The organism is Bacillus sp. A260 (assembly GCF_009861435.1).
In the GTDB taxonomy this organism is placed as follows: domain Bacteria; phylum Bacillota; class Bacilli; order Bacillales; family Bacillaceae_G; genus Bacillus_A; species Bacillus_A cereus.
Genome location: NZ_CP046398.1, coordinates 1,279,433 through 1,301,895, shown reverse-complemented (window position 1 = coordinate 1,301,895; position 22,463 = coordinate 1,279,433). Strand labels below are relative to the sequence as shown.

Genomic DNA, 22,463 nt, shown 5'->3' with positions numbered 1-22,463 from the left:
TTTCCCCCTTAATTTGGCTGTAATTGAAATAGAAAACCAAGTTGTTGTGACGCAGTAATAAAGCAAACATAGGCGCAAAGCTCTACAATTTCTTTTTCTGTCCAATATTGTTTTAATACGTGAAACATATTATCATCTATTGCTTTTCGGTCATGAACAAATGTATGCGCAAAAGTAACAGCTACACCAATCTCCTCTGCCTTTTGCACATCATCAGGTCTTCCCTTTGCCATACAGTACGGACATTCATTCCCATACGCTAATGTTCTTCTCACTTGCTCCTTCAACTCTGCTGAAAGAGTTCCTTTATTGTACAGTGTATCTTCTAACGTACTCCACGAGTGTAATATATCCGAATTATGCCCTAATAACTTTTGAAACTTTGTATCTCCTACATTTGATAATGAAATTCTCTCCATCATTTCCCCTCCTATTTCCTTCTGTTTTATTGTAAAATAAATAACGTTCACTTTACATTTCATATGAATCTTAATTTATATTTTTCCTTTACAAAAATCATTATTTTACTGGAGGTATATTTACAAATGCAACTAGACCGTGTTGATCGAAAAATTTTAAATGAATTATATAATGATAGTCGCCTTTCTATGCGTGAATTGGCGAAACGAGTAAACTTATCTGCTCCGTCTACTGCAGAACGTGTTCGTAAACTTGAAAGTGAAGGCGTTATTCAAAAATATACAATCGATATCGACTATAAAAAAGCAGGACTAGTTTTAGATTGTATTTTAGAAATCACTTTAAAAAATGGTGATACAACACGTATGCAACAGTTTATTCAGTCTTATCCATCTGCAAGTTTTTGTTACCGAGTAACAGGAAGCTTATGCTACATTGTAAAAATTTCTGTTCCTTCACTCGTTGAACTTGAAGAATTTATCAATGATGTTTCTTCATATGCAACGACAGTTTCTCATATCGTATTATCAGAAGTATCTCTTACTCCTGATATTGAACATATCTTCCCAGAAGATTAATTTATTTTTATTCATAAATTATAAAAAAACCCCTTACAATAAGAATAAAAATAATATATTATGTATTAAAATACATAATATTCGAGAAAGGGGCTTTACATTGAAAATCTGGTTTTATGAAAAAACGGCACAATTAGATGACTTGCTTGGTATTTGGGACAATGTTCCGACCATCCCGCGAATTGGTGAAAAAGTGGAGATTTTAAAGACAGTCCGCACTGTTACAGATATTAAATATGTAAAGAACGGTAATAATTTTCGTGTAGAAATTATTACAAATTAAAAAGTAGCTCCTAAGAGCTACTTTTTAATTATCTATTATGTGCTTTCTTTATAACGATTTTATCTTCTTCTACAGCTACTGTTACATAATCATTTTCTTCTAACCGAAGCTTATTTACAGCCTCATCTGGTAACTCTATGGCCATCAATCTATCGGTTACGATCACTTGACTATACACTTCATTTTCTTGTGATGAATTCACTACTTTTTGCTCATTTATAAAACGTACTGGTGGCACGCCAACTTCTTTTACTGTACGCCATTGTTTCCAAACATACGGAATTAACCATAGTAATCCAACAACTGTAAGACCGATACCAATCCATAAATTACTTTGCGCTTGTAATTCAGTAATTGAGATTGTACCACTTTCTTCTCCACCGAAAAATTGCATACTTGTTGCAATCAAATTATTTAGAGCGTGCACAGCTATATTCGTCCATATATTTTTTGTCTTTATGTATAAAAGACACATAACGACACCAAACATGAACGCACCAATAACATCAAAATGTCCTAGGCCAAAAATAATTGAAGATATAATTACAGCTTTTTTAATTCCCCATTTATGAGCCATTCGCTGTAAGAAAAATCCCCTAAAAATAACCTCTTCCATAATAGGTGCTAACACACATGCTGAAATGAAAGTAAATATCATCATATATACGTTACTCGTATTAATAACATTTCCGTCTTCTAGCATAGTAACTAAGAAATTCGGTAACGTATGTGCTAATATGTAAAATTGAATCTGAGATATGCCAACTGAAAAAATCATCCCCATTATCGTTGCTAATACAATTAATCCCCAAGATAAACGTCCTGGCTTATCAAAAAAACTGTTAAATACAATATTATTTTTATTTGTTTTTACGTATAGCCAAAGTAACGGAAATACAAAAAATACAGTTATTTGTGAAATAACCTCCATCGTATTCTCAGAAACATTTGCTAGACCTAATGGTATCATTATAAGGAACACCCCTATAATCATCCATCCAAAAAAGCTACGTAGCCTTATACGTGAAAATGCATAGTGCATATAGAACACCTCCAAAGATAGTAAAAGTAAATGGTCGGATAACTACATTATAATATGAATATAGTTGAAACTCTTCCTATTTTTCTCAATTACTTTCAAACAACATAGCTCTTAAAATACCATATCGCTGTTCTTCAAGTTGCAATCCAAGTGAAATTTATGTAATAAAAATCCCCGTTTTTACAAGCGGGGATTTCTTTTATTATAATACGTCACGTTTTTGGAATAATGCACTTGATGCTACAAGTAACACAACAAAGTATGCAGCTACAAGTAATAATGAAGTTGTAAACGTAAATTCTGTAAATGTTGGTTCCATTCCACCATTGATTAATTTATTACTATCGTAAGCTCTTAAATCCAAATGGTTGAATACTACAAACTTCGCTACACCTTTTGCAAACATTATTAATACCATATTAATTGCACCTTGTAAGAAGAATAGGAACATCGTAATAATTAATGGTAATACAGATTTTCTAAAGACATTTGCTAGGAAAAATGCAAGTGTTGCAAAAAAGAACGGTGAAAGTAGTTGATATAAAGTGGACTTCATAACGATTCCTAATGTTAATTCTGTTTTACTACCATCCATTACAATACCGCCAATAATCATTGCAATTAGCATACCAGCTAATACGATAAATAACATTGCTAATAACACTGTAATATATTTAGAAAATAAAACTGCAAGTCTTTTTCTTGGACGGATTAACAATTGTTTAATTGTACCTTTTTGGAACTCATCAGTAAGAGTACGGGCAGCAAGTGTAATCCCAAAAATCGTTGTAAATAAAACAATTAAGCCAATCTCTGAGTTTGCATAATCTAAATATGATCCCTTAAACTCATCACCTTTTCCCCACTTCAACATTGCTAAAGTACCTAAAATTTCGAGTGCCGCAATGACACCCATTAAAATATACATACCTTTTTTCGCATGCAACTTTAAAAATTCATTTTGAATTAATTTAAACATTACGCTTTCACTCCCCCAGTAATCGCTAAGAACTCATCCTCTAACGTTTTATTTTGAACAGTAACTCCGTATACAAGCACATCAGCATGAACAAGTTTTTTTACAAGTTGCGGAATGTTGTCTTTTGTTACAGATGCTACAATTACATTCCCTTTTGCTTTACCTTTAATGATTTCATTTGCTTTCTGAACTTCATCTACTTCAAACGCTACAACGACTGCCTCATCATGTTTCACTTTTTCATGTAAGTTGTACTCTTGTACAAACTCACCTTGTTTAATAATAACGACGCGATCACACATTAATTCAATTTCACTCAATAAGTGACTTGATACGATTACAGCAATATTCTCTTCTTTCGCTAAACGTTGTAAATAATCACGAATTTGGCGAATACCAGCTGGATCTAATCCATTTGTCGGTTCATCTAAAATTAAGATTTTTGGCTGATGCAGTAATGCCTGTGCAATTCCTAAACGTTGTTTCATACCAAGTGAATATGTTTTCACCTTTTTATGAATCGCATGCTCTAACTCAACAAGCTTTACAATCTCAGCAATGCGCTCTTTACTAATTGGTGTAATGGCCATGTTCGCAAAATGCTTTAAGTTTTGCATTCCTGTCATATAATCATATAGTTCAGGATTTTCTACAATCGCTCCAATTTGCTCTAGTGCCTTTTCACGCTCCGAGCGAATACTATGTCCACAAATTGTAATATCGCCCTCTGTCATTGAAATAAGACCTGTCATCATACGGATTGTCGTCGTCTTACCGCTACCGTTCGGTCCAAGGAATCCGTATACTTCTCCTTCACGAACCTCAAATGATAAACCACGAATAATTTCCGTTCCACCAATCTTTTTTCGAACATTCTCTAACTTTACTACTACGTTTCCCAATGCTGATTCCTCCTTTAGACTTCTAGTTTTTTATCGACTATGTGACCTGTAACTACTAGTAATATAATTGTTAATAAACAATTAAAAAATAGATTTAAAATTGTAACCTCTGTACCAGAATAAAATGATGTATTTAAAAAACCATTTTGATCTATAAATCCAATATTATTTATAGCAAACACATACTTTTCTATTTGCTGAAAAATATACGTTATTCCTCCATTAAATGCGGTAAAAATGACGAATAAAACTAAACAAGCAACTTTATTCATAGATGATTTCACATTTAATAGTTTTACAATTACTATAATGAAATAAATAGAAACTAGCATATTAAGAAAATCTAGTCCCCATAAGAAAATAGATAACATATGATGTAATATTCCATAATTATATAAACTGTGTATTGCTTGCTGAGTACCTAAATTAGTTTTTCCATTGTAAATATTTAAAGAAAAATAGTATAGAAAAATGATTCCTATTCCTAGCAAAATCATAAAGAGTAGTACACAGAATAAACTATTTGCACATATATACTTTTTTGCTGAAATAGAAGTATAACGTAGCATAGAGTTTTTTAACATTTTCCGAAAAGACGATATACCTGTTAAAAGAATTGCAAATCCATTTATACCTAGTACGATAAAGAATATAATAATAATTATATCTTGCCTACCTGAAATTCTAACTCCTGAAACTCCTTTCATATTAAATAAAAGAATTAATGAAACTGTAATAAAACCAAAGTAAATAATGGCTATCTTTCTCTTATTACAATTATATAGATAAAGAAAAAGCTGACTCATTTCTCATAGGCCTCCTTAAACAGCTCACGTACTGCTTTACCCTTTTGAAATCGTAGTTCTTCCACATTTTCATGCAATATTATTTCTCCATCTTTCAAAAAGATTACTTCATCGAATATATTTTCGATTTCTCTTATTAAATGAGTCGATATAAGTAGCGTACAATCTTCACGATAAAATTTAAGTATTAACTCAAGTACATGTTCTCTAGAAACAAGATCAATCCCGCCCAATGGCTCATCCAGTACATATAGCTTCGCTTTTCGAGAAAACGTTAAAATAATCTGCAGCTTCTCAACCATACCTTTTGACAATGCTGTAATTTTTTCTTCTAACGGTATTTTAAATTCTGCAATCGTATCTACCGCTTTTTGAATATCGAAGTCTTTATAAAAATCTCGGTAGAAAAATAAAGCGTCTTTTACAGTCATCCAATCATCAAAGATTGGCTTATCGGACATAAATGAAACAATTTCTTTCGTCTGTAACCCTACCTTTTTACCGTCTATTGTAATACTACCTTCAGAAGGGTGTTGCAAGCCTGCAATCATTTTCAATAACGTCGTTTTCCCGCTCCCGTTATCTCCAACAAGCCCAACGATTTTCCCTTCCGTAATCTCTATGTTTAATTCACGGATCACTGCTTTTAATCCGTATCTCTTCCATAAGTTTTCTATTTTCAATAGCTCTGTCATTGGCTCTCCTCCCTCTTATCATGTAATGAAGAACGAAGAATTGTAAGAATTTCTTCTTCTGAAAAACCTAAATTGTCCATTCCATCTATAAAAGAATGAAGTAATTCTTTCGCCATCTCTTTTCGCAGCTCCATAATTTTCTCCCCTTCATTCGTTACATACCGTCCCATTCCTCTACGTGTGACAACAACTCCATCCCGTTCTAGCTCTTGAAATGTACGCTGAATCGTATTTGGATTCACTTGTAATTCACTCGCTAATTCACGGACAGAGGGAATTTTATCACCAGGTAATAAATGTCCTGTTACGATCTCTTTTTTTATGTATTCCATTACCTGAATGTAAATTGGTGTATTTGGAGAAAACTCTATTTTCATTTCTTCCCTCCTTTTGTATCAGTGTACTAGTTAAATAATACACCGATACAAAAAGTTTGTAAATACCCATTTAATTACAAAAAAGTTCTATCCGTTAAACGAATAGAACTTCCCAAATATAAATCGCTATACAAAAATAATAGTGTTATGTAAACAAAATTATAAAGAAAAACTGTCTTATCAATGAATAAGACAGTTTTTCTTTATAATCCTATATTAAAAGTTAAACACGAAGTCATCGTCAGCTAACTTTTCAACGTTCGTTGCTTTTACGTAACCATTTCCTTTTACAGAGAAGAAATCATGGTTTTTCGTATCTGTACGTAAACCATTTAAAACGATTGGGTTAATTTCTTCTTCTTCAAACTTCGGCTCAAGTCCTAAGTTCATAAGCCCTTTATTCGCATTGTAACGAACGAAACGATTTACATCTTCTACAAGACCGATAGAAGTGTAAATTTCTTCTGTATAGGCCATTTCAATTTCATATAGTTCCATTAATAACTCTTGTGTTTCTTTTTGCACTTCTTGTTGCTCTTCTGCAGAAAGTTCTGCGAAGATTTGTTGTGCTAAAATACCGACGAATACGCCGTGAATTGACTCATCACGAATTATCAAGTTGATAATCTCACCACTTGCTGTTAGTTTTCCTTGACCAGCTAAGTAAAGTGGATAGAAGAATCCGCTATAGAATAAGTAACTTTCTAAGAACACACTTGCTACCATTGCCATGTATAACTCTTTTTTTGTTACTTCAGGCTTTAATAAACGACGATAGTAACTAGTAATAATACCAGCTTTTTTCTCAAGTAACGGATGATTGTCTACCCAGTCAAAAATATCATCAATCTCTTCTTCTGTAGCTAATGTTGTGAAAATGTGACTATAACTTTTCGCATGTACTTCTTCCATAGCTCCCATGAAAGCTAATACACTTTTCGCTTGTAAATTTTCAAGATGAACCAGTACAAGTGGCATTCCTTCGCCACCTTGTTTCGTATCTAAAAGTGTTAAACCACCTAATACACGCTTATAAGCAATTTGCTCTTCTTTCGATAATTGCACCCAAGTATTTTTGTCAGACGAAACCGCAATTTCTTCTTCTGTCCAAAACTGAGCGATGTTTTGCTTCCAAAACATTAAACTAAAATCATCTTCTTTTTTGTTCCAGTTTACCGCACGCATTAAATCGCCCCTTCTCTAAATATGATAACTAAGCATGAGCAGGGTTCAGAAAACCCTGCTCATCATGTCTCACTTTTTATATTAAACGGTACAAGCCACACACTCTTCCACGCTTAATTTACGTGTTCTCGTATAATACAGACTCTTTAAGCCTTTTTTATGTGCATAGATGTAGTAACGTGCTAATTCACGTGTTGAAATATCACTATTAACGTAAAGAATTGTACTAATTCCTTGGTCAATATGTTCTTGAATTTCTGCGATTAAATCAATTAATTTAAACTGATTCATATCGTAAGAAGATTTATAGTACCAGAACGTATCTTTTGATAAATACGGCATTGGATAATATGTTGTCGCATTCGCATATGTTCTTGATTCGATTTGACTTACGATCGGCATTACGCTTGAAGTTGCATTTTGAACGTAACTGATTGATTGTGTTGGAGCAATGGCAAGACGATATGAGTTGTATAAACCATTCTTCTGCACTTGCTCTTTTAAACTTGTCCAATCTTCTTTTGTTGGAATATGAATTCCTTCAAATAGTTGCTGAACTTTTTCAGTTACTGGGCTGTAATCTGTCGTTTCATACTTTTCGAAGTATGTGCCATTCGCATAATCAGATTTATCGAAGTCCTTAAATGTCTCGCCTTTTTCTGTAGCGATTTCCATACTTTTCTCAATAGAGTAGTAATTTAACATCATAAAGAATGTACGAGCGAACTCTTTCGCTTCTGCACTTTCATAAGCGATTTTATTTTTTGCTAAATATCCGTGTAAGTTCATTGCTCCAAGTCCAACTGAATGAAGCTCGTCATTTGCTTTTTTCACAGTTGGTGCATTCGGAATAATCGTCATATCAGAAACAGCTGTTAAAGCTTCCATTCCCGCATGAACTGCTTCACGAATTTCTTTATTTTCCATTACGTTTACGATATTTAACGATCCTAAGTTACAGTTAATATCACGACGGATAATGTCATCTGTACCGTAATCATTTATTTCTGAAGTTTCTTGAAGCTGGAAGATTTCTGTACATAAGTTCGACATCTTCACAGTTCCAATATCCTTCAATGGATGTTGATTATTTGCATTTGATTTAAACATTAAGTATGGGTAACCAGACTCAAGCTGAATCATAGCGATTTTAATAAGCATATCACGTGCACTAATATCTAGTGGCTTCTTCTTCACTTTCGGATTGCTCATTAATTCATCGTACATTTCATCGATATCAATGTCATCTAAATGCTTTCCGTATTCTTTATACACCGTGTAAGGCGCGAAAACATGGAAAGGTTCGTTTTTCTCAGCAAGCTCAAAGAACTTACTTGGAACGATAATTCCGATTGATAGAGACTGAATACGGCTCTTCTCATCGGCATTTATTTTTTTGGTCAACTCGTCTTCATATTTCTATGAAGGTTGGACTATATCATCAACCTGTAACTGGTTGCCTTGCACTTCGACTGGTACCTATTTCCAGCCTACTCTACTAGCTTTCGTCTAATGACGCGCGTTCGATAGTCTCTACACCTTCTTGAAAGTATTGATAATTAGGAAAGTTATTAGAACTACCAATATAAAACTTCCTGTTTTCCTTATTAATTATCAAATAAATTCCACAGTTCATGGAATCTCGCCTCCGGTGAATATAAGATTCCACTTCACCCAAGTAATATTTCTTTCAAGCTTGGCACGGTATTACCTGCTATCCACTTGCATGGACCGTAGGCTCTCTTAGTCAGCTTCTTCGCGGGTTCTTTTTCTTTTACCCCTTATTCAACTGATACCGTTAGCCGCTAATGCGACACCCTATTGGTTAGGTTCACAAGGTTTTCTCATACACATTACTGTGTAGAGGGACTACCAATTAATCCAGGAATTCAATAATATCCCAATGGAAAATGTTTAAATATACTGCACCGGCACCTTTTCGTTGGCCAAGCTGATTCGCATATGAAAACGAATCTTCAAGCAATTTCATAACAGGTACTACGCCACTTGCAGCGTTGTCGATACCTTTAATTTGCTCACCGCGTGCGCGTAGCTTAGATAAGTTTAAAGCTACTCCCCCGCCGATTTTCGATAATTGCATCGCAGTATTAATGTTAAAGCCGATCGAATTTAAGCTATCGTCCATCTCTAACAAGAAACAAGACACCATTTCTCCTCTTCTGCTTCTTCCCGCATTTAAAAAGGTTGGTGTCGCTGGTTGGTAGTTTTGTTTTACAATCATGCTTGCGAATTGTCTTGCCTTCGAAACATCACCGCGTCCTAAGTATAATGAAACAATTGCTACACGATCTTCATAGCTTTCTAAGTATTGTTTTTGATCATTCGTTTTTAACGCATAATCTTTGTAGAACTTAGATGCTGCCATATAAGATTGGAACTCGAAGTTTTCACCATAAGCGATGTTATATACTTCCTCTACTTCCTCCAAGCTATACTCGTCCAGAACGTTGTAATAGTAATCATGTTCTTTCATATACTCCATTCGCTCTTCCACGCTATTAAAAGGAACGGTATTCTCTCTAGCTTCTTCCATAAAGACTTCTAATGCCTCTTTATCTTTATGAAGCTGATAAAAACCGTCCTGCATTTGCGTGATTTCATTATTCAGTTCAATGTGTCGCAATCTCCCGCACCCTTTCCTTAAAATATTCTACATCGTTATTTGTTCCAGATAACTCAAATTTTGATACAATAGGCACTTCATATTTAGTAGAAATCTTGTCAGCACTTGCACCGAACATGTCTCCCCAGTTACGATTGCCGCTTGCAGATACGCCTTTTAATTTTTCATTATTGCGCTCTAAAAAGTCTAAAACACGTTCTGGTACATTGCCAAAACCTGTTGTATACGTAATAAGAATAAAGTCTTCATCTATTACTAGATCTTCATCAATTTGAACGGCCGGCATATTTAATTTGTGAATGAAACGCTTCACGTTTCCTGTCATAGAATCATATGCAACTAACATTTCCGACCCTCCCTCTCAAATCTATATTCTCTATATGTTGTTCTTGATTTCTCTATATATTGTATTACGTTTCAAAATAAGACACAAGATATATGTATAAATTCTTTCTTTTTTTAACTTTTACTTTTCGACATGATAGCCGTTTTTTTTCAATACAATGACTATGAAACAACATTCTAAAACTCATGTCAATAAAGTGCTTTTCAAAAAAGTTGTCAACGAATTTAACCTTATTTTTAAAAAAGTTAACAATATATTTTGTCATAAAACAGTAGATGCTGAAGAAATATATTTCTCCAGCATCACGCAAAAAAGAACAGATATGAAACTATAATCTGCTCTAAAAAACGATTACATTTATCAAATTTACCTTATTAAATATATTATACATATACTTTCGTTTCTCGTTACATACTAAAAGATAACTATTATAGAAAAAGATTATTATTATGGAACTTCAATTTATTTATGAAAAGTTTATTCAGAGTGCTCAATGCGCAAAATATCTTTTACAAATATATGATGCGGATTTTCATCTTTATCAATCATTGTACATACCGGAGCCTCTTCATCAAAGTATACAATCATTCCTTCTACGTACTGATATTTATGTCGAACTTGTACAGTTACTTTAATTTCTACTGCTTCTTCATATGCTCTTTTTATTTTCTGAAGCATTTTTGCTGAACATTTTCGTTTCTCTGGATACATAACCATTCCCATAAATCGATTGCCGGCTCTATCTTTCCACATATAATCCCAATGTGGTAAAATGCCTTGTTTAAAATCGCCCATAATTCCCCTCTCCTTTATCTTTTATTTATCCCGCATTAAACGTCCGATTGGTGAAAGGCTACTAATCAGTGAGAGATGCCCTGCTGATCAAAATTCCCCTTTATGAACGTGGCGTTTCTGAATATGTATAAATCACTTGCCCGCCTCGCTGTGCGTTACCAATGAAATGCTTAAAGTCTTCTCTATTTACAACAACTTCTCTGAACGTATAAAATACATCTTTCGTAACAACATACTCCTTTATTTCACCATTTTTTAGCTGATCTAAAATTGTATTTGCTAATTCTTTATCCATGTATTTCACCTCTCTGCAATATTTTATTTTATCGTATATTCTATAGGTCAACAACTGTAAATTTATCCCGCTATTTGCAGGTAGTGCGATTGGTGTTGACTACTAATCAGTCGTGGAATGAACAAAAAATCTTACTGATTAACGTTTCACTTTATCTCGTTGTTATGCCATGATTTTATTTTCGTTATTTCGCAAACAATATCGTTTTACTATATGTCCACTAAATATCATATACTAACATAGCTACTTCTCTATATCAAACATTTCGGCATTCAATTATGCAAAGTTCCATACCACTATGCTACAATATACAAATAGAACTAGGAGGGATACTATGATTCGGAAAGCAAAAAAGACAGATGCAATGGCAATAGCTCCTTTATTGTATAATGCTCTGCATGAAATTGCTGAAAAAATCACAGGTAGCACAGATGAAGCAGAAGTATTACTAGGACTTGAGACATGGTTCTCAAAAGAAAATAACCGCCTGAGCTACGAAAACTGTTTTGTCTATGAACAAGACGAGAGTGCAGTTGGAGTTATTGTCGCTTATCACGGTAGTGAAGCAACACAGCTTGACGCACCAATTGTACATCACTTAAGAGAATTACATAAAGATGAATCAATTACGTTAGAAAAAGAAGCTGAGCTTGATGAGTATTACATTGATACACTATCAGTTTCAAGTGCACACGGCGGAAAAGGTATCGGTTCTAAATTAATTGAAGCTGCCGAAATCTATGCAACTGAAAAAGGGCATGAAAAAATCGCTTTACTTGTTAATTTAGAAAACACACGCGCCTATTCACTATACGAAAAGTTAGGTTATAAAAAAGATGAAATTGTTATGCTAGTAGGCGAACCTTATGCTCATCTCGTAAAACCATTAAACGTCAAAATTTCTGTATCTTAAAAAGAAAGCACACGATTTATATAAATCGTGTGCTTTTATGTTAAATTCGTATTTAATATATTTCCATCCATCGCCTCGTGAAACGTATATGTTGTACATCCCCATGGCTTTCTATGCAAAATAGGCGAACCAGACCATCCCATTGCCCTCAGCTCCGTTCCAATCATCGAATTAAAATAATTATGACCTACAAGAGCAATACTTCCATGTACGAGAGCATAACGATGTAATACGTAAGCTGCTTGCCTTGCCCTCTCTCTTACTTCCTTATAAGATTCAACATTTTTATGGTAACCAAGTATCCATAATGCTCGTCCAATACACATCCATACGTTAAGTTTACACTTCAACCATTTTGGCGCATAAAAGCTCGCCGGAACTGCCACTTCCCTAAAAAGAGAATTTTGTATAAAACATAAAGAATCCATTAATTCAGCTGCTGACTGTACAGCACACTTTTGATCACTCGTTACAATCAATTTCGCTACTTCAACCGCTTCTCTTGTTTCCAATGGTATAGGTTGTTTTTCTGTTATAGTATGTAAGTCATATCCTTTTATCCATTCATGAAAGGATGTAACCGTCATTGGTTCTATAGTACAATCTAAGCGACCATGACGAATAAAAGAAATCTTCATTCTTTTCACTCTCCATTCATCACTTATGAACTCTATTATGCACTAGTTCTAAACATCATACCACGCAAGAAAATAAAGTTATATACCTTTACATCTCCCCACCATTATCATGTGTTATCGAAGCATGGATACCATCCATCCCATCAAAATATGTACTCGTATCATATTGACGAATCTTTTTTAAATGCATATAAGAAAATAAAAATAAAATTAAAGCTATAACACTCCCCACAAATTCAAACATCATTTTACCGCCTCTAATTTCTCCCACTTCAGCAGGTTATTCTACTTTTTCATTATACCTCGATATAAAGATTCTCGCATTTTTGCTATTTTTTTCAAAAAACATGGATTTTCTACATATTTTCTTACAAAAAGTGAATATTTTTCGAATTTTTACTTTGGAAACATTTACAAAGTAGGAAATATGGTTCAAAATAGGAGGAAATAAAAAAACCCAAATTTATTCTTTTTTTGGGAAAACTGTAACAAGGAGAGTTGCTTATGCAGATCGCAGAAACTGGAGATATCATCGAATTTAAAGGTGGAATGCAAGGCCGTGTTCAAAAAGTAAATCAAAACTCTGTTATTGTTGATATAACAATTATGAAGAATTTTAGAGAACTAGATATGGAACCTCTTACAGTTGTAAGTCATAAAAACTATACTGTCATTAATCAAAATGCATAATATAATAGAAAGAAAGGGCCTGTATACTATACAGGCCCTTTCTTTCTATTAACGATTATCAATTGTTTCCGGATATAGATCGTGGTTCATCATGCGGTAATCAGCCATTTGTTCATACTTCGTCCCTGGGCGCCCGTAGTTGCAGTATGGATCAATTGAAATACCACCACGTGGTGTGAATTTCCCCCATACCTCAATATAACGTGGATCCATTAATTTAATTAAATCGTTCATAATAACGTTCATGCAATCTTCATGGAAATCACCATGATTGCGGAAACTAAATAAATACAACTTTAAAGATTTACTCTCTACCATTTTTTGCTCTGGAATATAGCTAATATAAATTGTTGCAAAATCTGGTTGTCCTGTTTTCGGGCATAAACTTGTAAATTCAGGACAATTGAATTTTACAAAATAATCACGGTTTGGATGATTATTATCAAATACCTCTAATATTTCTGGGCTATATTCAAATAAATATTTTGTATTTTGATTCCCTAGTAATGTTACATCTTTTAAATCTTCATCTAATCTTCCTGTCATTTTAAACATCCCTTCTCGTTATACGCCGCGCTTATTTCCCCATACTAACGCATGAAGCTGAGGCAATACTTTTGCATCATTCATCTCTTTACAATTTACAGCTTTATCAATCAGCCATTCATACTTATCTAATAATTTTTTTATAAGCATCGCATCATCCACTGTTTTTGTATCATCGTTTCCTACTTGTAAGAAAAATGGTACCTTTGGATAACGTTCGTGCATCTTAACTGCATATTCAAAATCATGATCATCGAATACTACTACTTTTAAACTAATATCTTTTCCTGCTAGTTTCTGAATAATAGCATCTAACCTCTGAAAATCTGTTTTCATCGTTGAACTTGGTGGTTTTGGAGAAATTGTTATCTCATCAATTTGAAGTAACCAATCTTGCCATTTACTCCCTTGCGTTTCAATTGCCGTTCGCATTCCATTTTCTTTTAATATAAAAAGAAGAAACTCAATATTTTTCAGTAATGCCGGATTTCCACCTGAAATCGTAACATGAGAAAAATTTTCTCCTCCAATTGCAACAAGCTCATCCCAAATATCTTCTGGTGTCATCTGTCTAATTTGATCTTTAGCTGATCCATCCCACGTAAAAGCAGAATCACACCAAGCACAGCTATAATCACAACCAGCTGTACGGATAAACATTGTCTTTTGCCCTACAACCATTCCTTCACCTTGAATAGTCGGACCGAATATTTCTAAGACAGGGATTTTACTCATCAAGCATCCACTCCCGTCTTACTTCCGCATAACTAGTCGGCGTCTCAAATAGACGAACAAATTCAACGCGAGCTCCTTTATATTCGTTCACTCGATTCTCTTTTGTTAGTGCTTCTGCCATCTTTTCATAAATCCAAACGACCATATTTTCAGCAGTCGTATTCATTGCAGGTAACGTTTCGTTTAAATAACGATGATCTAGATAAATTTCTATTTCATTCTTCCAAATTTCTTTTATATCTCCAAAGTCAATTGCAAGACCTATTTGATTTACATATCCACTAATTCCAAATACAACTTTATATGTGTGACCATGTAAGTTTTTACATTTCCCTTCATAACAGTGTAAATGGTGTGCTGCATCAAATGTAAATTCCTTGCTGACCATTACTCTTTTATTATGGTATTTGAGTTGTTTACGCTGAATATCCTTGTCCATTTTTTGCAAATTCTCTACGATGCGAAATCCAAAAAAGTTATCCATTAGTTGTTCGCTCCTTCGCGTTCTTGTAGGTACGTATCTAATCCTGCTTTACGAAGTTGACATGCTGGACATTCACCGCAACCATCACCAATGATTCCGTTATAACATGTTAATGTTTTTTCTCGAACAAACTCAAATGCTCCAAGTTCATCTGATAATTTCCATGTTTCAGCCTTATCAATCCACATAAGTGGCGTGTGAATGACAAACGGGTAATCCATAGATAAATTTAAAGTAACATTTAACGATTTCACAAACACGTCACGGCAGTCTGGATAACCACTGAAATCAGTTTCACATACACCCGTTACAATATGACGTGCTCCAACTTGTTTTGCTAATACAGCAGCAAATGATAAGAAGAGTAAATTTCGTCCATCTACAAATGTCGATGGCAATTCACCTTCTTCATGTGTAATCTCCATATCCGTTCTCGTTAACGCATTTGGAGCAAGTTGATTTAATAGACTCATATCTAGTACTGTATGCTTTATTCCTAGTTCTTTTGCAATTTCCGCTGCACAATCAATTTCTAGCTTATGACGTTGATTGTAATTAAACGTTACAGCTTCTACCTCTGCAAACTGCTCTATTGCCCAAAATAAACATGTCGTACTATCTTGTCCTCCACTAAAAACAACAACTGCTTTTTCTTTTTTCATTTCACTCATTCTCCTTCTCTACTATAAATAAGAAGAAAGAACGTTCTTGAACTGTCACAATAAAAAAACAAAACAATACCTAAGGATATTGTTGTTTCCATAGTTTTTTATAGAGGGAGTTCGCGAACCTCTCCCGCGCAGTGCACGGAATTTCTTCTTTCATTGACATAGCTTATTGTAACATATTGTATACTAGCGTAAAAATTTCTGATTTTTCCGCTATTTATTATTTCATTTCTTTCATTTTATAGTATGATTAATTTAATATAAGAAGAGAGGAGGCATCCCACTGAAATCCTTTATTATTTATCTCTTTTTAAATATATTATTCATCCTGATTACAATGCTCGTATATCATTTATTTTGGAATCAAAAAGGGAAACGCTCTCCTAAATTAAATTCAGCTATATTCATTGTACTCTGTTGCCTCGCTACCGTACTCTGTATTACATTTGCAGCAAAAACAAATAATGGTTTTCAATTTGATATGCGCCATATTGTATTAATTGTCGGTACATTAACGGGAGGGCCTATTGCTGGTGGTTCTATCTTAGTTGTATTAAACATATATCGCTTATTATTAGGTGGGATAGGTGTTTTCCCATCTCTTATCGGTTCTGTTCTTCTATTTATTGTTCTACTATTAACATATAAATTTTTCAATCGAACTTCTAATCGTATAAAAATAACACTTGCTATTATCTACAGTCTCACATACGGATTTAGTTGGATACCCTTCTTTCTTTCAAAGGTTACAAATAAGACTGATTATATACCGCATATTATTGTGTATGAATTATGTTCAATGCTTGGTACGATTCTAATTTTATATTTACTACACATATTACAAACTCAAGTTCGTCTCCAAAACGAACTTATAAATGCTGAAAAGTTTCATTTAATTGGTGAAATGGCAGCGTCTATCTCTCATGAAATTCGCAATCCATTAACTTCAACGAAAGGTTTTTTACAACTGTTACAATCAGATACATGCACTGAGCAGGAACGAAAATTATATATCGACATTGCCATTAACGGCATCGAACAAGCAAATCATGTTCTTACAGATTATTTAACCTTTGCTAAACCAAGCATTGAAAAAGAACAAACATTACAGCTAGAAGAAGAGTTACTACATGCATTGTCGTTAATTACACCGCTCGCTAATTTAACAAATGTACGTACTCATTATATAAAGCAAAGCACTTCTTTTTTTATCGCTGGAGAAAAGCAAAAACTAAATCAATGTTTATTAAATATTTTAAAAAATTGCATTGAGGCTATGCCAAAAGGCGGTGATCTTTATTTCACATTAGTTCCTGATCATAAGCATATTCAGTTATATATAAAAGATACAGGAGTCGGTATGGATTCAGAACAAGTAAAACGTCTTGGTTCGCCCTTTTATTCAACGAAAGAAAAAGGTACTGGACTTGGAATGATGGTCGTATTCAGTGTTGTTCAAGCTATGAATGGAAAAATTGATATTATAAGTGAAAAAGGAATCGGTACAACCTTTTTATTAACTTTTCCACTCATACAAAAAACGTGATGAAATACTCATCACGTTTTTTCTGTTCCTTCAACTAATTCAGCAAAAGCTTTCACTTTTCCGTGCGGTTGTTGATTTTCTTTACGTGCTTTCCAGGCGCGCTCTTCTTCTCGCTTCTTCTTAGACATGTTTTTTCAACTCCTTCTTTTCTTTCTCCATGTAGTATTCCAAAATAAGAAAGAAAACTATGCACGTATCAAAAAAGAAGTGGTTTCCCACTTCTTCCACTTTAGCGTTGCAAAATTGCATGTTTCGCCTCTTTTAACTGCGTAAGATGTCTTTGTTCATGCAAATCAAGAAATTGAACCCATTGATACAAATTCAGATCATTAAAAACAGGATGCTTTAATCCATTTTCAAATAAATCTTTTTCATCTATAACACTATGAAGCGCGTGTAATAGTTCTTGGCGTGAATGTTCTAGTAATTGAATTCCTTGCTGTTTTTTCATTAAAGTTTCTGTTGGTTGCATTTGCTGAGGAGCTTCTCGTTTATGTGTGCGATCAAGCGTAAGTTGGAGGTCTTTAAATGGAGTCATGTTTCTTTCATTTTTTTGTAAAGCATATACAAGGGCAGACGTGACAGATTGTTCAACTAAATGCAAGTGGTGTAAAATTTGAATAATACTCCATTTATCACGGCGTGGCTTTACATTCACTTCTGTGTCATTTAACATTTCAATTTCTGATAATAGCGTGCTTCGAGTAGCCTGTAATGAGTTTACTAAACTTTCTAAACTTACATCCATATTAGATTGAAGCATACTTGTTCCCCCCTTTTGTTGGTGAAAAGAGGTGCTCCTTATTAGAAACACCCCTTCAGTATTCTGAATTTTCTTTTATTATCTCATCATTTTCCCATTATGTCGATGTTAAACATGTGAAAAAAGCGCATGTTTTTTACAATTTTGTGTCGTCAATCGCATGTAACCATGCTTCAATTTCTGTAATAACACTTTTCACACAGCCTTCAGCAAATGGTGATGTTAAATTTGCAACCTCTACTAATTCTAAGAACGATTTACTTCCACCTTGTTGGCACAGATTCACATAATCTTCCCACGCCTCTTGTCTATTATCTCTTGCACGTTTCCAAAATTGTAGCGCACAAATTTGAGCAAGCGTGTAATCAATATAATAGAACGGTGAGCTATAAATATGCCCTTGACGTTGCCAAAAACCACCGCGCTCTAAATAATCATTCTCCTCATAATCACGATGTGGTAAATATTTCTTCTCTATGTTACGCCATGCTGTCTTACGCTCTTCAGGTGATGCTTCAGGATTTTCATATACATAATGTTGATATTCATCAACAGATACACCATAAGGTAAAAACAGAAGTGCTGAACTTAAGTGAGAGAAGTAATATTTATCTGCATCTTCTTCAAAGAATAGCTTCATCCATGGCCATGTAAAGAATTCCATACTCATAGAGTGGATTTCACACGCCTCATATGTTGGCCAATTATATTCCGGAATTTCAAATTTACGACTTTCATATACTTGGAAGGCATGACCTGCTTCATGTGTTAATACATCAATGTCACCAGATGTTCCATTGAAGTTTGAGAAAATAAATGGCGCTTTATAATTCTCAATATATGTACAATATCCGCCACCAGCTTTTCCTTTTTTCGCAACTAAATCTAATAAATCATTATCTAGCATGAAATTGAAAAATTCATCTGTTTCAGCCGATAACTCTTTATACATTGTCTTTCCATGATCAACAATCCAATCCGCATCTCCTTTTGGAGTTGGGTTACCTGTAGCAAACTCAAAGTTTTCGTCGTAATAAGCTAACTTCTCTACACCGATACGTGCTTGTTGTCGCTTTCTTAATTCCGTTGTAACGGGAACGATATAATCTAGCACTTGCTGACGGTAATTAGCCACCATCTCCGCATTATAATCTGTACGGTACATTCTTGCATATCCAAGTTCAACAAAGTTTTTGAAACCTAAAGATTTTGCGATTTTCGTTCTCACTTTAACAAGCTCATCATAAATACGATCTAGTTCTTCCTCATTTCCAGCTAAAAATCCGTAGTATGCTTCACTTGCTGCTTTACGTTCGCTTCTTTCTTTTCCTTGCATAAACGGAATCAGTTGCGATAACGTTCTTTCTTCTCCAGCAAAGTCAATTTTTGCAGATGCTAATAACTGTGTATATTGCGATGATAATTTATTTTCTAATTGTAAATCTTTCACGACTTCATCTGAATATGTTTTTAAATCACATTCTGCTAGAGCAAATAATTGTTTTCCATAATACGCCTCTAATTCTTCACGAAATGGAGAATTAATGAGTGCCTTATAATATTTTGTACCATATCCTTGTACAACTGGAGAGAATTCATCAAAGAAATCCTGCTCCTCCTTATAAAAAGTATCCGTCGTATCAACAGAATGGCGAATGTAACAAAGGTTTCCCATTGTACCAAAATCGTTGCGAATCTCATTAATTGAATGAATGACTTGTTTTTGTTCTTCTACAGTTTTTGCGTTATCAAACTTCTCTAAAGCAACAGTAAATTTCTCTTTTAACTCTTCAATATTTGGGCGTTTATATTCATAGTCTTTAAATGACATGAACGGGCCTCCTCTCCATTACATACCTTTATTATAATTCAATACGTATTCTTGAATTCCCTCTTAATTTTCAACAAATTTCGGCAGTGATTGCCCTGAGCTCATTACAAATAAAAAAGCCTTGGATTTATTTATCCAAAGCTCCTTTGGAACATATTATTTTTCATACTTCCCAATTTTTTTTAATAAATCAAGTAATTCATCTTTTTCATCTTTCGTTAACATTTCAAAAGACTGATGTATAACTTTCTCATGCCCCGGAAAAATAGAAGCAATAAAGTTCTCGCCAGACTCAGTTAATTGCGCGTAAATAACACGTCTGTCATTCGGACATGGAATTCTCTTTACTAATCCCTTTTTCTCCAGCTTATCTACAACATATGTAATGCTGCCACTAGCTATTAAAATACGCTCACCAATTTGCTGAAGTGGTTGACCGCCTTTATGATATAGCAGTTCTAATACAGCAAATTCAGTTGGATTTAACCCGTTACTTTGTATAGATTTATTTGTAGTATCCATAACAGAACGATGTACACGAGATAATGCAATAAATACTTTTAAAGATTGAGAAATATCTTCTCGTTCATTATTTGATGTCATACAACTTTCAACCCTTCACTTAAATTCTCAGCAATAAAAAGAAAATGCCAGTTCATACTTCCTGTGAATTCCGAATGAGCATTCACTCATCCATTTCCTCTCCCCTAATATATTAAGGATCATTCTTGAATAAAAACATGACAATTTTAACATAGTTTATATATAATGATAATAAAAAAAGAAGGAGTACCACATTTGAAAGTCAAATTCCAAAGCATAATTGTATATATATTGCTTGTTATCCTACCGACAATAGGGATTGGTGCTACATTTTATTCGTATCATACATATAAAATGAAACAGGAAAACAAATTATCTGCTCATACAGTTCTCTTTTTATATAGAGATTATTTGGATCATCATCTTGGTGAAGCAATTTCTGCTTTAGACATGCTTGCAAAAGTTGTAGGCACCGAGACTGGTAATATAAATGGTATTAAACAAATTGTACATGATACAGATGGAAACGATGCACGCTTTTCTGGTCTATATTACGCTACACCAGAAGGAGTCATTACAATCGCATCTGAAGATGAATCAAAGCCTATAGATGTTTCAGACCGTAAATATATTCAAGACGCGCTCCAAACTAAAAAAACCACTGTATCATCAGTCATTACTGATCGCGTTCTTGGACATAAAGCTATTATGATTGCTGCCCCCATATTTAATAAACAGAAGGAGCTCTCAGGATTATTATTAGCTAGTTTACGCTTTGATTACATTTCATCTTCTTTAAATGCCATTAAACCACAATACCATTTTGAGGTAACTGATAAACATGATGTAGTTTTTCTAACCGATGATAATAACGACACAAGTGATACGCATTCTAATATGCTTACTACCCCACTCCAAAGATTAAATTGGAAGGTCTCTGTTTCTCCATTACCTATTCATCAAAAAACCTTATACCAGTGGGTTGCAATAGAGTGTATAGCTACTTTATTTTTAATGTCTATTTTATTTTTACTTGCTCAATATATGTTGTTAAAACGTCAAACAAAAATTGAAAGGCAACAAAATGAACTACAAAAAATTGAATTAGTTGGAACTTTTGCAGCGAGTACAGCACACGAAATCCGTAATCCTCTTACTGGAATTAAAGGACTCGTCGCTCTATTAAAAGAGAAATATAAAGATGAGCAAGATCAGTTCTACTTTTCCGTAATTGAACAAGAAATAGAGCGAATCAATGAAATTGTAAGTGAATTTCTTATTCTCGGAAAGCCAACCGCCATCATCGAACAAACGTATGATGTAAGAAAAATTCTAAATGAGGTAGCATTAATTATTCAATCTGAGGCGAATTTACATAACATTGTATTCCATTTACATCTGCCAGACCATCCTGTTCATATCCGTTGTTCGAAAGACCATATGAAACAAGTGGTTTTAAACATTACAAAAAATGCAATTGAGGCCATGACTTCTAGTGATACACTAACCATTGTAGTAAAAAACAATGAAACACACGCACAATTGCAGATTATAGATACTGGAAAAGGGATTCCGCAACATATTCAAAAACACCTCTTTCATCCGTTCTTTACTAATAAAGATACTGGAACAGGTCTTGGACTTGTCATATGTAAACGAATTGTAGAGATGTATAATGGGCATATTTTTATTGACAGTACAGAAAACGAAGGAACAACAGTTCATATCGAAATTCCGTTACACATAGTATAATTATCCT

At 34.0% G+C, this 22,463-nt stretch carries 28 protein-coding genes, 2 pseudogenes and 1 riboswitch; of the genes and pseudogenes, 6 read left to right on the top strand and 24 right to left on the bottom strand.

The annotated features are described in order from the left end of the window. Positions 1-8: 8 nt before the first annotated feature. Positions 9-419, bottom strand: a complete 411-nt coding sequence (locus GD442_RS06660; protein ID WP_000439755.1) for a carboxymuconolactone decarboxylase family protein — start codon at positions 417-419, stop codon at positions 9-11. A 126-nt stretch (positions 420-545) separates the two neighbouring features. Between GD442_RS06660 and GD442_RS06655 the strand changes: the two genes are divergently transcribed. Together GD442_RS06655 and GD442_RS06650 are read left to right on the top strand one after the other, a co-directional pair. Further along, positions 546-998, top strand: coding sequence for an Lrp/AsnC family transcriptional regulator (locus tag GD442_RS06655; protein ID WP_001175498.1), 453 nt, complete (start codon positions 546-548; stop codon positions 996-998). A gap of 100 nt (positions 999-1,098) precedes the next feature. After that, the gene (locus GD442_RS06650; protein WP_000707107.1) at positions 1,099-1,281 is read left to right on the top strand and encodes a DUF3913 family protein; all 183 of its coding nucleotides are present in this window, start codon (positions 1,099-1,101) and stop codon (positions 1,279-1,281) included. A 28-nt stretch (positions 1,282-1,309) separates the two neighbouring features. On the opposite strand, the gene GD442_RS06645 is transcribed toward GD442_RS06650, so the two are convergent. The 13 genes and pseudogenes from GD442_RS06645 to GD442_RS06585 form a co-directional block, all read right to left on the bottom strand. Next, positions 1,310-2,323, bottom strand: a complete 1,014-nt coding sequence (locus GD442_RS06645; protein WP_159365066.1) for a CPBP family intramembrane glutamic endopeptidase — start codon at positions 2,321-2,323, stop codon at positions 1,310-1,312. A gap of 202 nt (positions 2,324-2,525) precedes the next feature. After that, positions 2,526-3,302 (bottom strand): ABC transporter permease, encoded by a 777-nt coding sequence (locus tag GD442_RS06640; RefSeq protein WP_000475456.1) that lies wholly within the window; start codon positions 3,300-3,302, stop codon positions 2,526-2,528. After that, entirely contained in the window at positions 3,302-4,204 is a 903-nt protein-coding gene (locus GD442_RS06635; RefSeq protein ID WP_000528788.1) for an ABC transporter ATP-binding protein, read from the bottom strand. The genes GD442_RS06640 and GD442_RS06635 overlap by 1 nt, the downstream gene beginning before the upstream one ends. Positions 4,205-4,218: 14 nt before the next feature. Next, the gene (locus tag GD442_RS06630) at positions 4,219-5,010 is read right to left on the bottom strand and encodes a hypothetical protein (protein WP_000080434.1); all 792 of its coding nucleotides are present in this window, start codon (positions 5,008-5,010) and stop codon (positions 4,219-4,221) included. After that, positions 5,007-5,705, bottom strand: a complete 699-nt coding sequence (locus GD442_RS06625) for an ABC transporter ATP-binding protein (protein WP_000137739.1) — start codon at positions 5,703-5,705, stop codon at positions 5,007-5,009. The genes GD442_RS06630 and GD442_RS06625 overlap by 4 nt, the downstream gene beginning before the upstream one ends. Continuing rightward, on the bottom strand, positions 5,702-6,082 hold the full coding sequence (locus tag GD442_RS06620; RefSeq protein WP_000687512.1) for a GntR family transcriptional regulator: 381 nt from the start codon (positions 6,080-6,082) through the stop codon (positions 5,702-5,704). The genes GD442_RS06625 and GD442_RS06620 overlap by 4 nt, the downstream gene beginning before the upstream one ends. Before the next feature lie 216 nt (positions 6,083-6,298). Further along, positions 6,299-7,267 carry a class 1b ribonucleoside-diphosphate reductase subunit beta gene (gene nrdF / locus GD442_RS06615; RefSeq protein ID WP_001203029.1) on the bottom strand — a complete coding sequence of 323 codons (969 nt, stop codon included), beginning with the start codon at positions 7,265-7,267 and terminating at the stop codon, positions 6,299-6,301. A gap of 81 nt (positions 7,268-7,348) precedes the next feature. Continuing rightward, positions 7,349-8,668 (bottom strand): annotated as a pseudogene (locus tag GD442_RS06610) (ribonucleoside-diphosphate reductase subunit alpha); the annotation flags it as partial. A 97-nt stretch (positions 8,669-8,765) separates the two neighbouring features. Continuing rightward, positions 8,766-8,936, bottom strand: coding sequence for a GIY-YIG nuclease family protein (locus tag GD442_RS28255; RefSeq protein ID WP_134207886.1), 171 nt, complete (start codon positions 8,934-8,936; stop codon positions 8,766-8,768). 210 nt (positions 8,937-9,146) lie between these two features. Then, positions 9,147-9,911: pseudogene (locus tag GD442_RS06600) on the bottom strand (ribonucleotide reductase N-terminal alpha domain-containing protein); the annotation flags it as partial. Continuing rightward, entirely contained in the window at positions 9,898-10,257 is a 360-nt protein-coding gene (gene nrdI / locus GD442_RS06595) for a class Ib ribonucleoside-diphosphate reductase assembly flavoprotein NrdI (RefSeq protein ID WP_000959447.1), read from the bottom strand. The gene nrdI and the pseudogene GD442_RS06600, both read right to left, overlap by 14 nt. Positions 10,258-10,734: 477 nt before the next feature. Continuing rightward, positions 10,735-11,052 (bottom strand): hypothetical protein, encoded by a 318-nt coding sequence (locus GD442_RS06590; RefSeq protein WP_000502204.1) that lies wholly within the window; start codon positions 11,050-11,052, stop codon positions 10,735-10,737. A 100-nt stretch (positions 11,053-11,152) separates the two neighbouring features. Then, the gene (locus GD442_RS06585; protein WP_000356684.1) at positions 11,153-11,347 is read right to left on the bottom strand and encodes a hypothetical protein; all 195 of its coding nucleotides are present in this window, start codon (positions 11,345-11,347) and stop codon (positions 11,153-11,155) included. Between the two features lie 334 nt (positions 11,348-11,681). Here GD442_RS06585 and GD442_RS06580 point away from each other — a divergent pair, with 334 nt between their 5' ends. After that, complete coding sequence (locus GD442_RS06580) at positions 11,682-12,260, top strand: GNAT family N-acetyltransferase (RefSeq protein WP_000619542.1); 579 nt, start codon at positions 11,682-11,684, stop codon at positions 12,258-12,260. Between the two features lie 35 nt (positions 12,261-12,295). On the opposite strand, the gene GD442_RS06575 is transcribed toward GD442_RS06580, so the two are convergent. Together GD442_RS06575 and GD442_RS27665 are read right to left on the bottom strand one after the other, a co-directional pair. Next, on the bottom strand, positions 12,296-12,898 hold the full coding sequence (locus tag GD442_RS06575; RefSeq protein WP_000703102.1) for a hypothetical protein: 603 nt from the start codon (positions 12,896-12,898) through the stop codon (positions 12,296-12,298). Positions 12,899-12,986: 88 nt separating this feature from the next. Continuing rightward, positions 12,987-13,142 (bottom strand): hypothetical protein, encoded by a 156-nt coding sequence (locus GD442_RS27665; protein ID WP_000461431.1) that lies wholly within the window; start codon positions 13,140-13,142, stop codon positions 12,987-12,989. 260 nt (positions 13,143-13,402) lie between these two features. Here GD442_RS27665 and GD442_RS06570 point away from each other — a divergent pair, with 260 nt between their 5' ends. Beyond that, positions 13,403-13,588 (top strand): YkvS family protein, encoded by a 186-nt coding sequence (locus tag GD442_RS06570; protein ID WP_001165082.1) that lies wholly within the window; start codon positions 13,403-13,405, stop codon positions 13,586-13,588. 48 nt (positions 13,589-13,636) lie between these two features. On the opposite strand, the gene queF is transcribed toward GD442_RS06570, so the two are convergent. From queF to queC, 4 genes are read right to left on the bottom strand one after another with little or no spacing between them, the layout of a single operon-like run. After that, positions 13,637-14,134 carry a preQ(1) synthase gene (queF, locus tag GD442_RS06565; RefSeq protein ID WP_001986050.1) on the bottom strand — a complete coding sequence of 166 codons (498 nt, stop codon included), beginning with the start codon at positions 14,132-14,134 and terminating at the stop codon, positions 13,637-13,639. An 18-nt stretch (positions 14,135-14,152) separates the two neighbouring features. Beyond that, complete coding sequence (gene queE / locus GD442_RS06560; protein WP_000036293.1) at positions 14,153-14,869, bottom strand: 7-carboxy-7-deazaguanine synthase QueE; 717 nt, start codon at positions 14,867-14,869, stop codon at positions 14,153-14,155. Next, complete coding sequence (gene queD / locus GD442_RS06555) at positions 14,862-15,353, bottom strand: 6-carboxytetrahydropterin synthase QueD (protein ID WP_000368417.1); 492 nt, start codon at positions 15,351-15,353, stop codon at positions 14,862-14,864. Before queD ends, queE begins: the two co-directional genes overlap by 8 nt. Beyond that, the gene (gene queC / locus GD442_RS06550) at positions 15,353-16,015 is read right to left on the bottom strand and encodes a 7-cyano-7-deazaguanine synthase QueC (protein ID WP_000711595.1); all 663 of its coding nucleotides are present in this window, start codon (positions 16,013-16,015) and stop codon (positions 15,353-15,355) included. Before queC ends, queD begins: the two co-directional genes overlap by 1 nt. Before the next feature lie 93 nt (positions 16,016-16,108). Then, positions 16,109-16,152, bottom strand: a riboswitch (PreQ1 riboswitch). Positions 16,153-16,358: 206 nt separating this feature from the next. Here queC and kinB point away from each other — a divergent pair. Continuing rightward, on the top strand, positions 16,359-17,567 hold the full coding sequence (gene kinB / locus GD442_RS06545; RefSeq protein ID WP_000964151.1) for a sporulation sensor histidine kinase KinB: 1,209 nt from the start codon (positions 16,359-16,361) through the stop codon (positions 17,565-17,567). Between the two features lie 11 nt (positions 17,568-17,578). Here the strand turns inward: kinB and GD442_RS28035 are convergent, their stop codons facing one another. The 4 genes from GD442_RS28035 to GD442_RS06530 all read right to left on the bottom strand — a co-directional run bounded on the left by GD442_RS28035 (position 17,579) and on the right by GD442_RS06530 (position 20,764). Continuing rightward, complete coding sequence (locus tag GD442_RS28035) at positions 17,579-17,695, bottom strand: DUF6254 family protein (RefSeq protein ID WP_000038355.1); 117 nt, start codon at positions 17,693-17,695, stop codon at positions 17,579-17,581. Between the two features lie 101 nt (positions 17,696-17,796). Beyond that, positions 17,797-18,330 (bottom strand): DinB family protein, encoded by a 534-nt coding sequence (locus GD442_RS06540; protein ID WP_000941961.1) that lies wholly within the window; start codon positions 18,328-18,330, stop codon positions 17,797-17,799. A 136-nt stretch (positions 18,331-18,466) separates the two neighbouring features. After that, entirely contained in the window at positions 18,467-20,161 is a 1,695-nt protein-coding gene (locus tag GD442_RS06535) for a M3 family oligoendopeptidase (protein WP_000008577.1), read from the bottom strand. A 156-nt stretch (positions 20,162-20,317) separates the two neighbouring features. Next, positions 20,318-20,764, bottom strand: coding sequence for a MarR family winged helix-turn-helix transcriptional regulator (locus GD442_RS06530; protein WP_000203336.1), 447 nt, complete (start codon positions 20,762-20,764; stop codon positions 20,318-20,320). A 195-nt stretch (positions 20,765-20,959) separates the two neighbouring features. Between GD442_RS06530 and GD442_RS06525 the strand changes: the two genes are divergently transcribed. Continuing rightward, positions 20,960-22,456, top strand: a complete 1,497-nt coding sequence (locus GD442_RS06525) for a DUF3149 domain-containing protein (RefSeq protein ID WP_000865068.1) — start codon at positions 20,960-20,962, stop codon at positions 22,454-22,456. Positions 22,457-22,463: the final 7 nt, after the last annotated feature.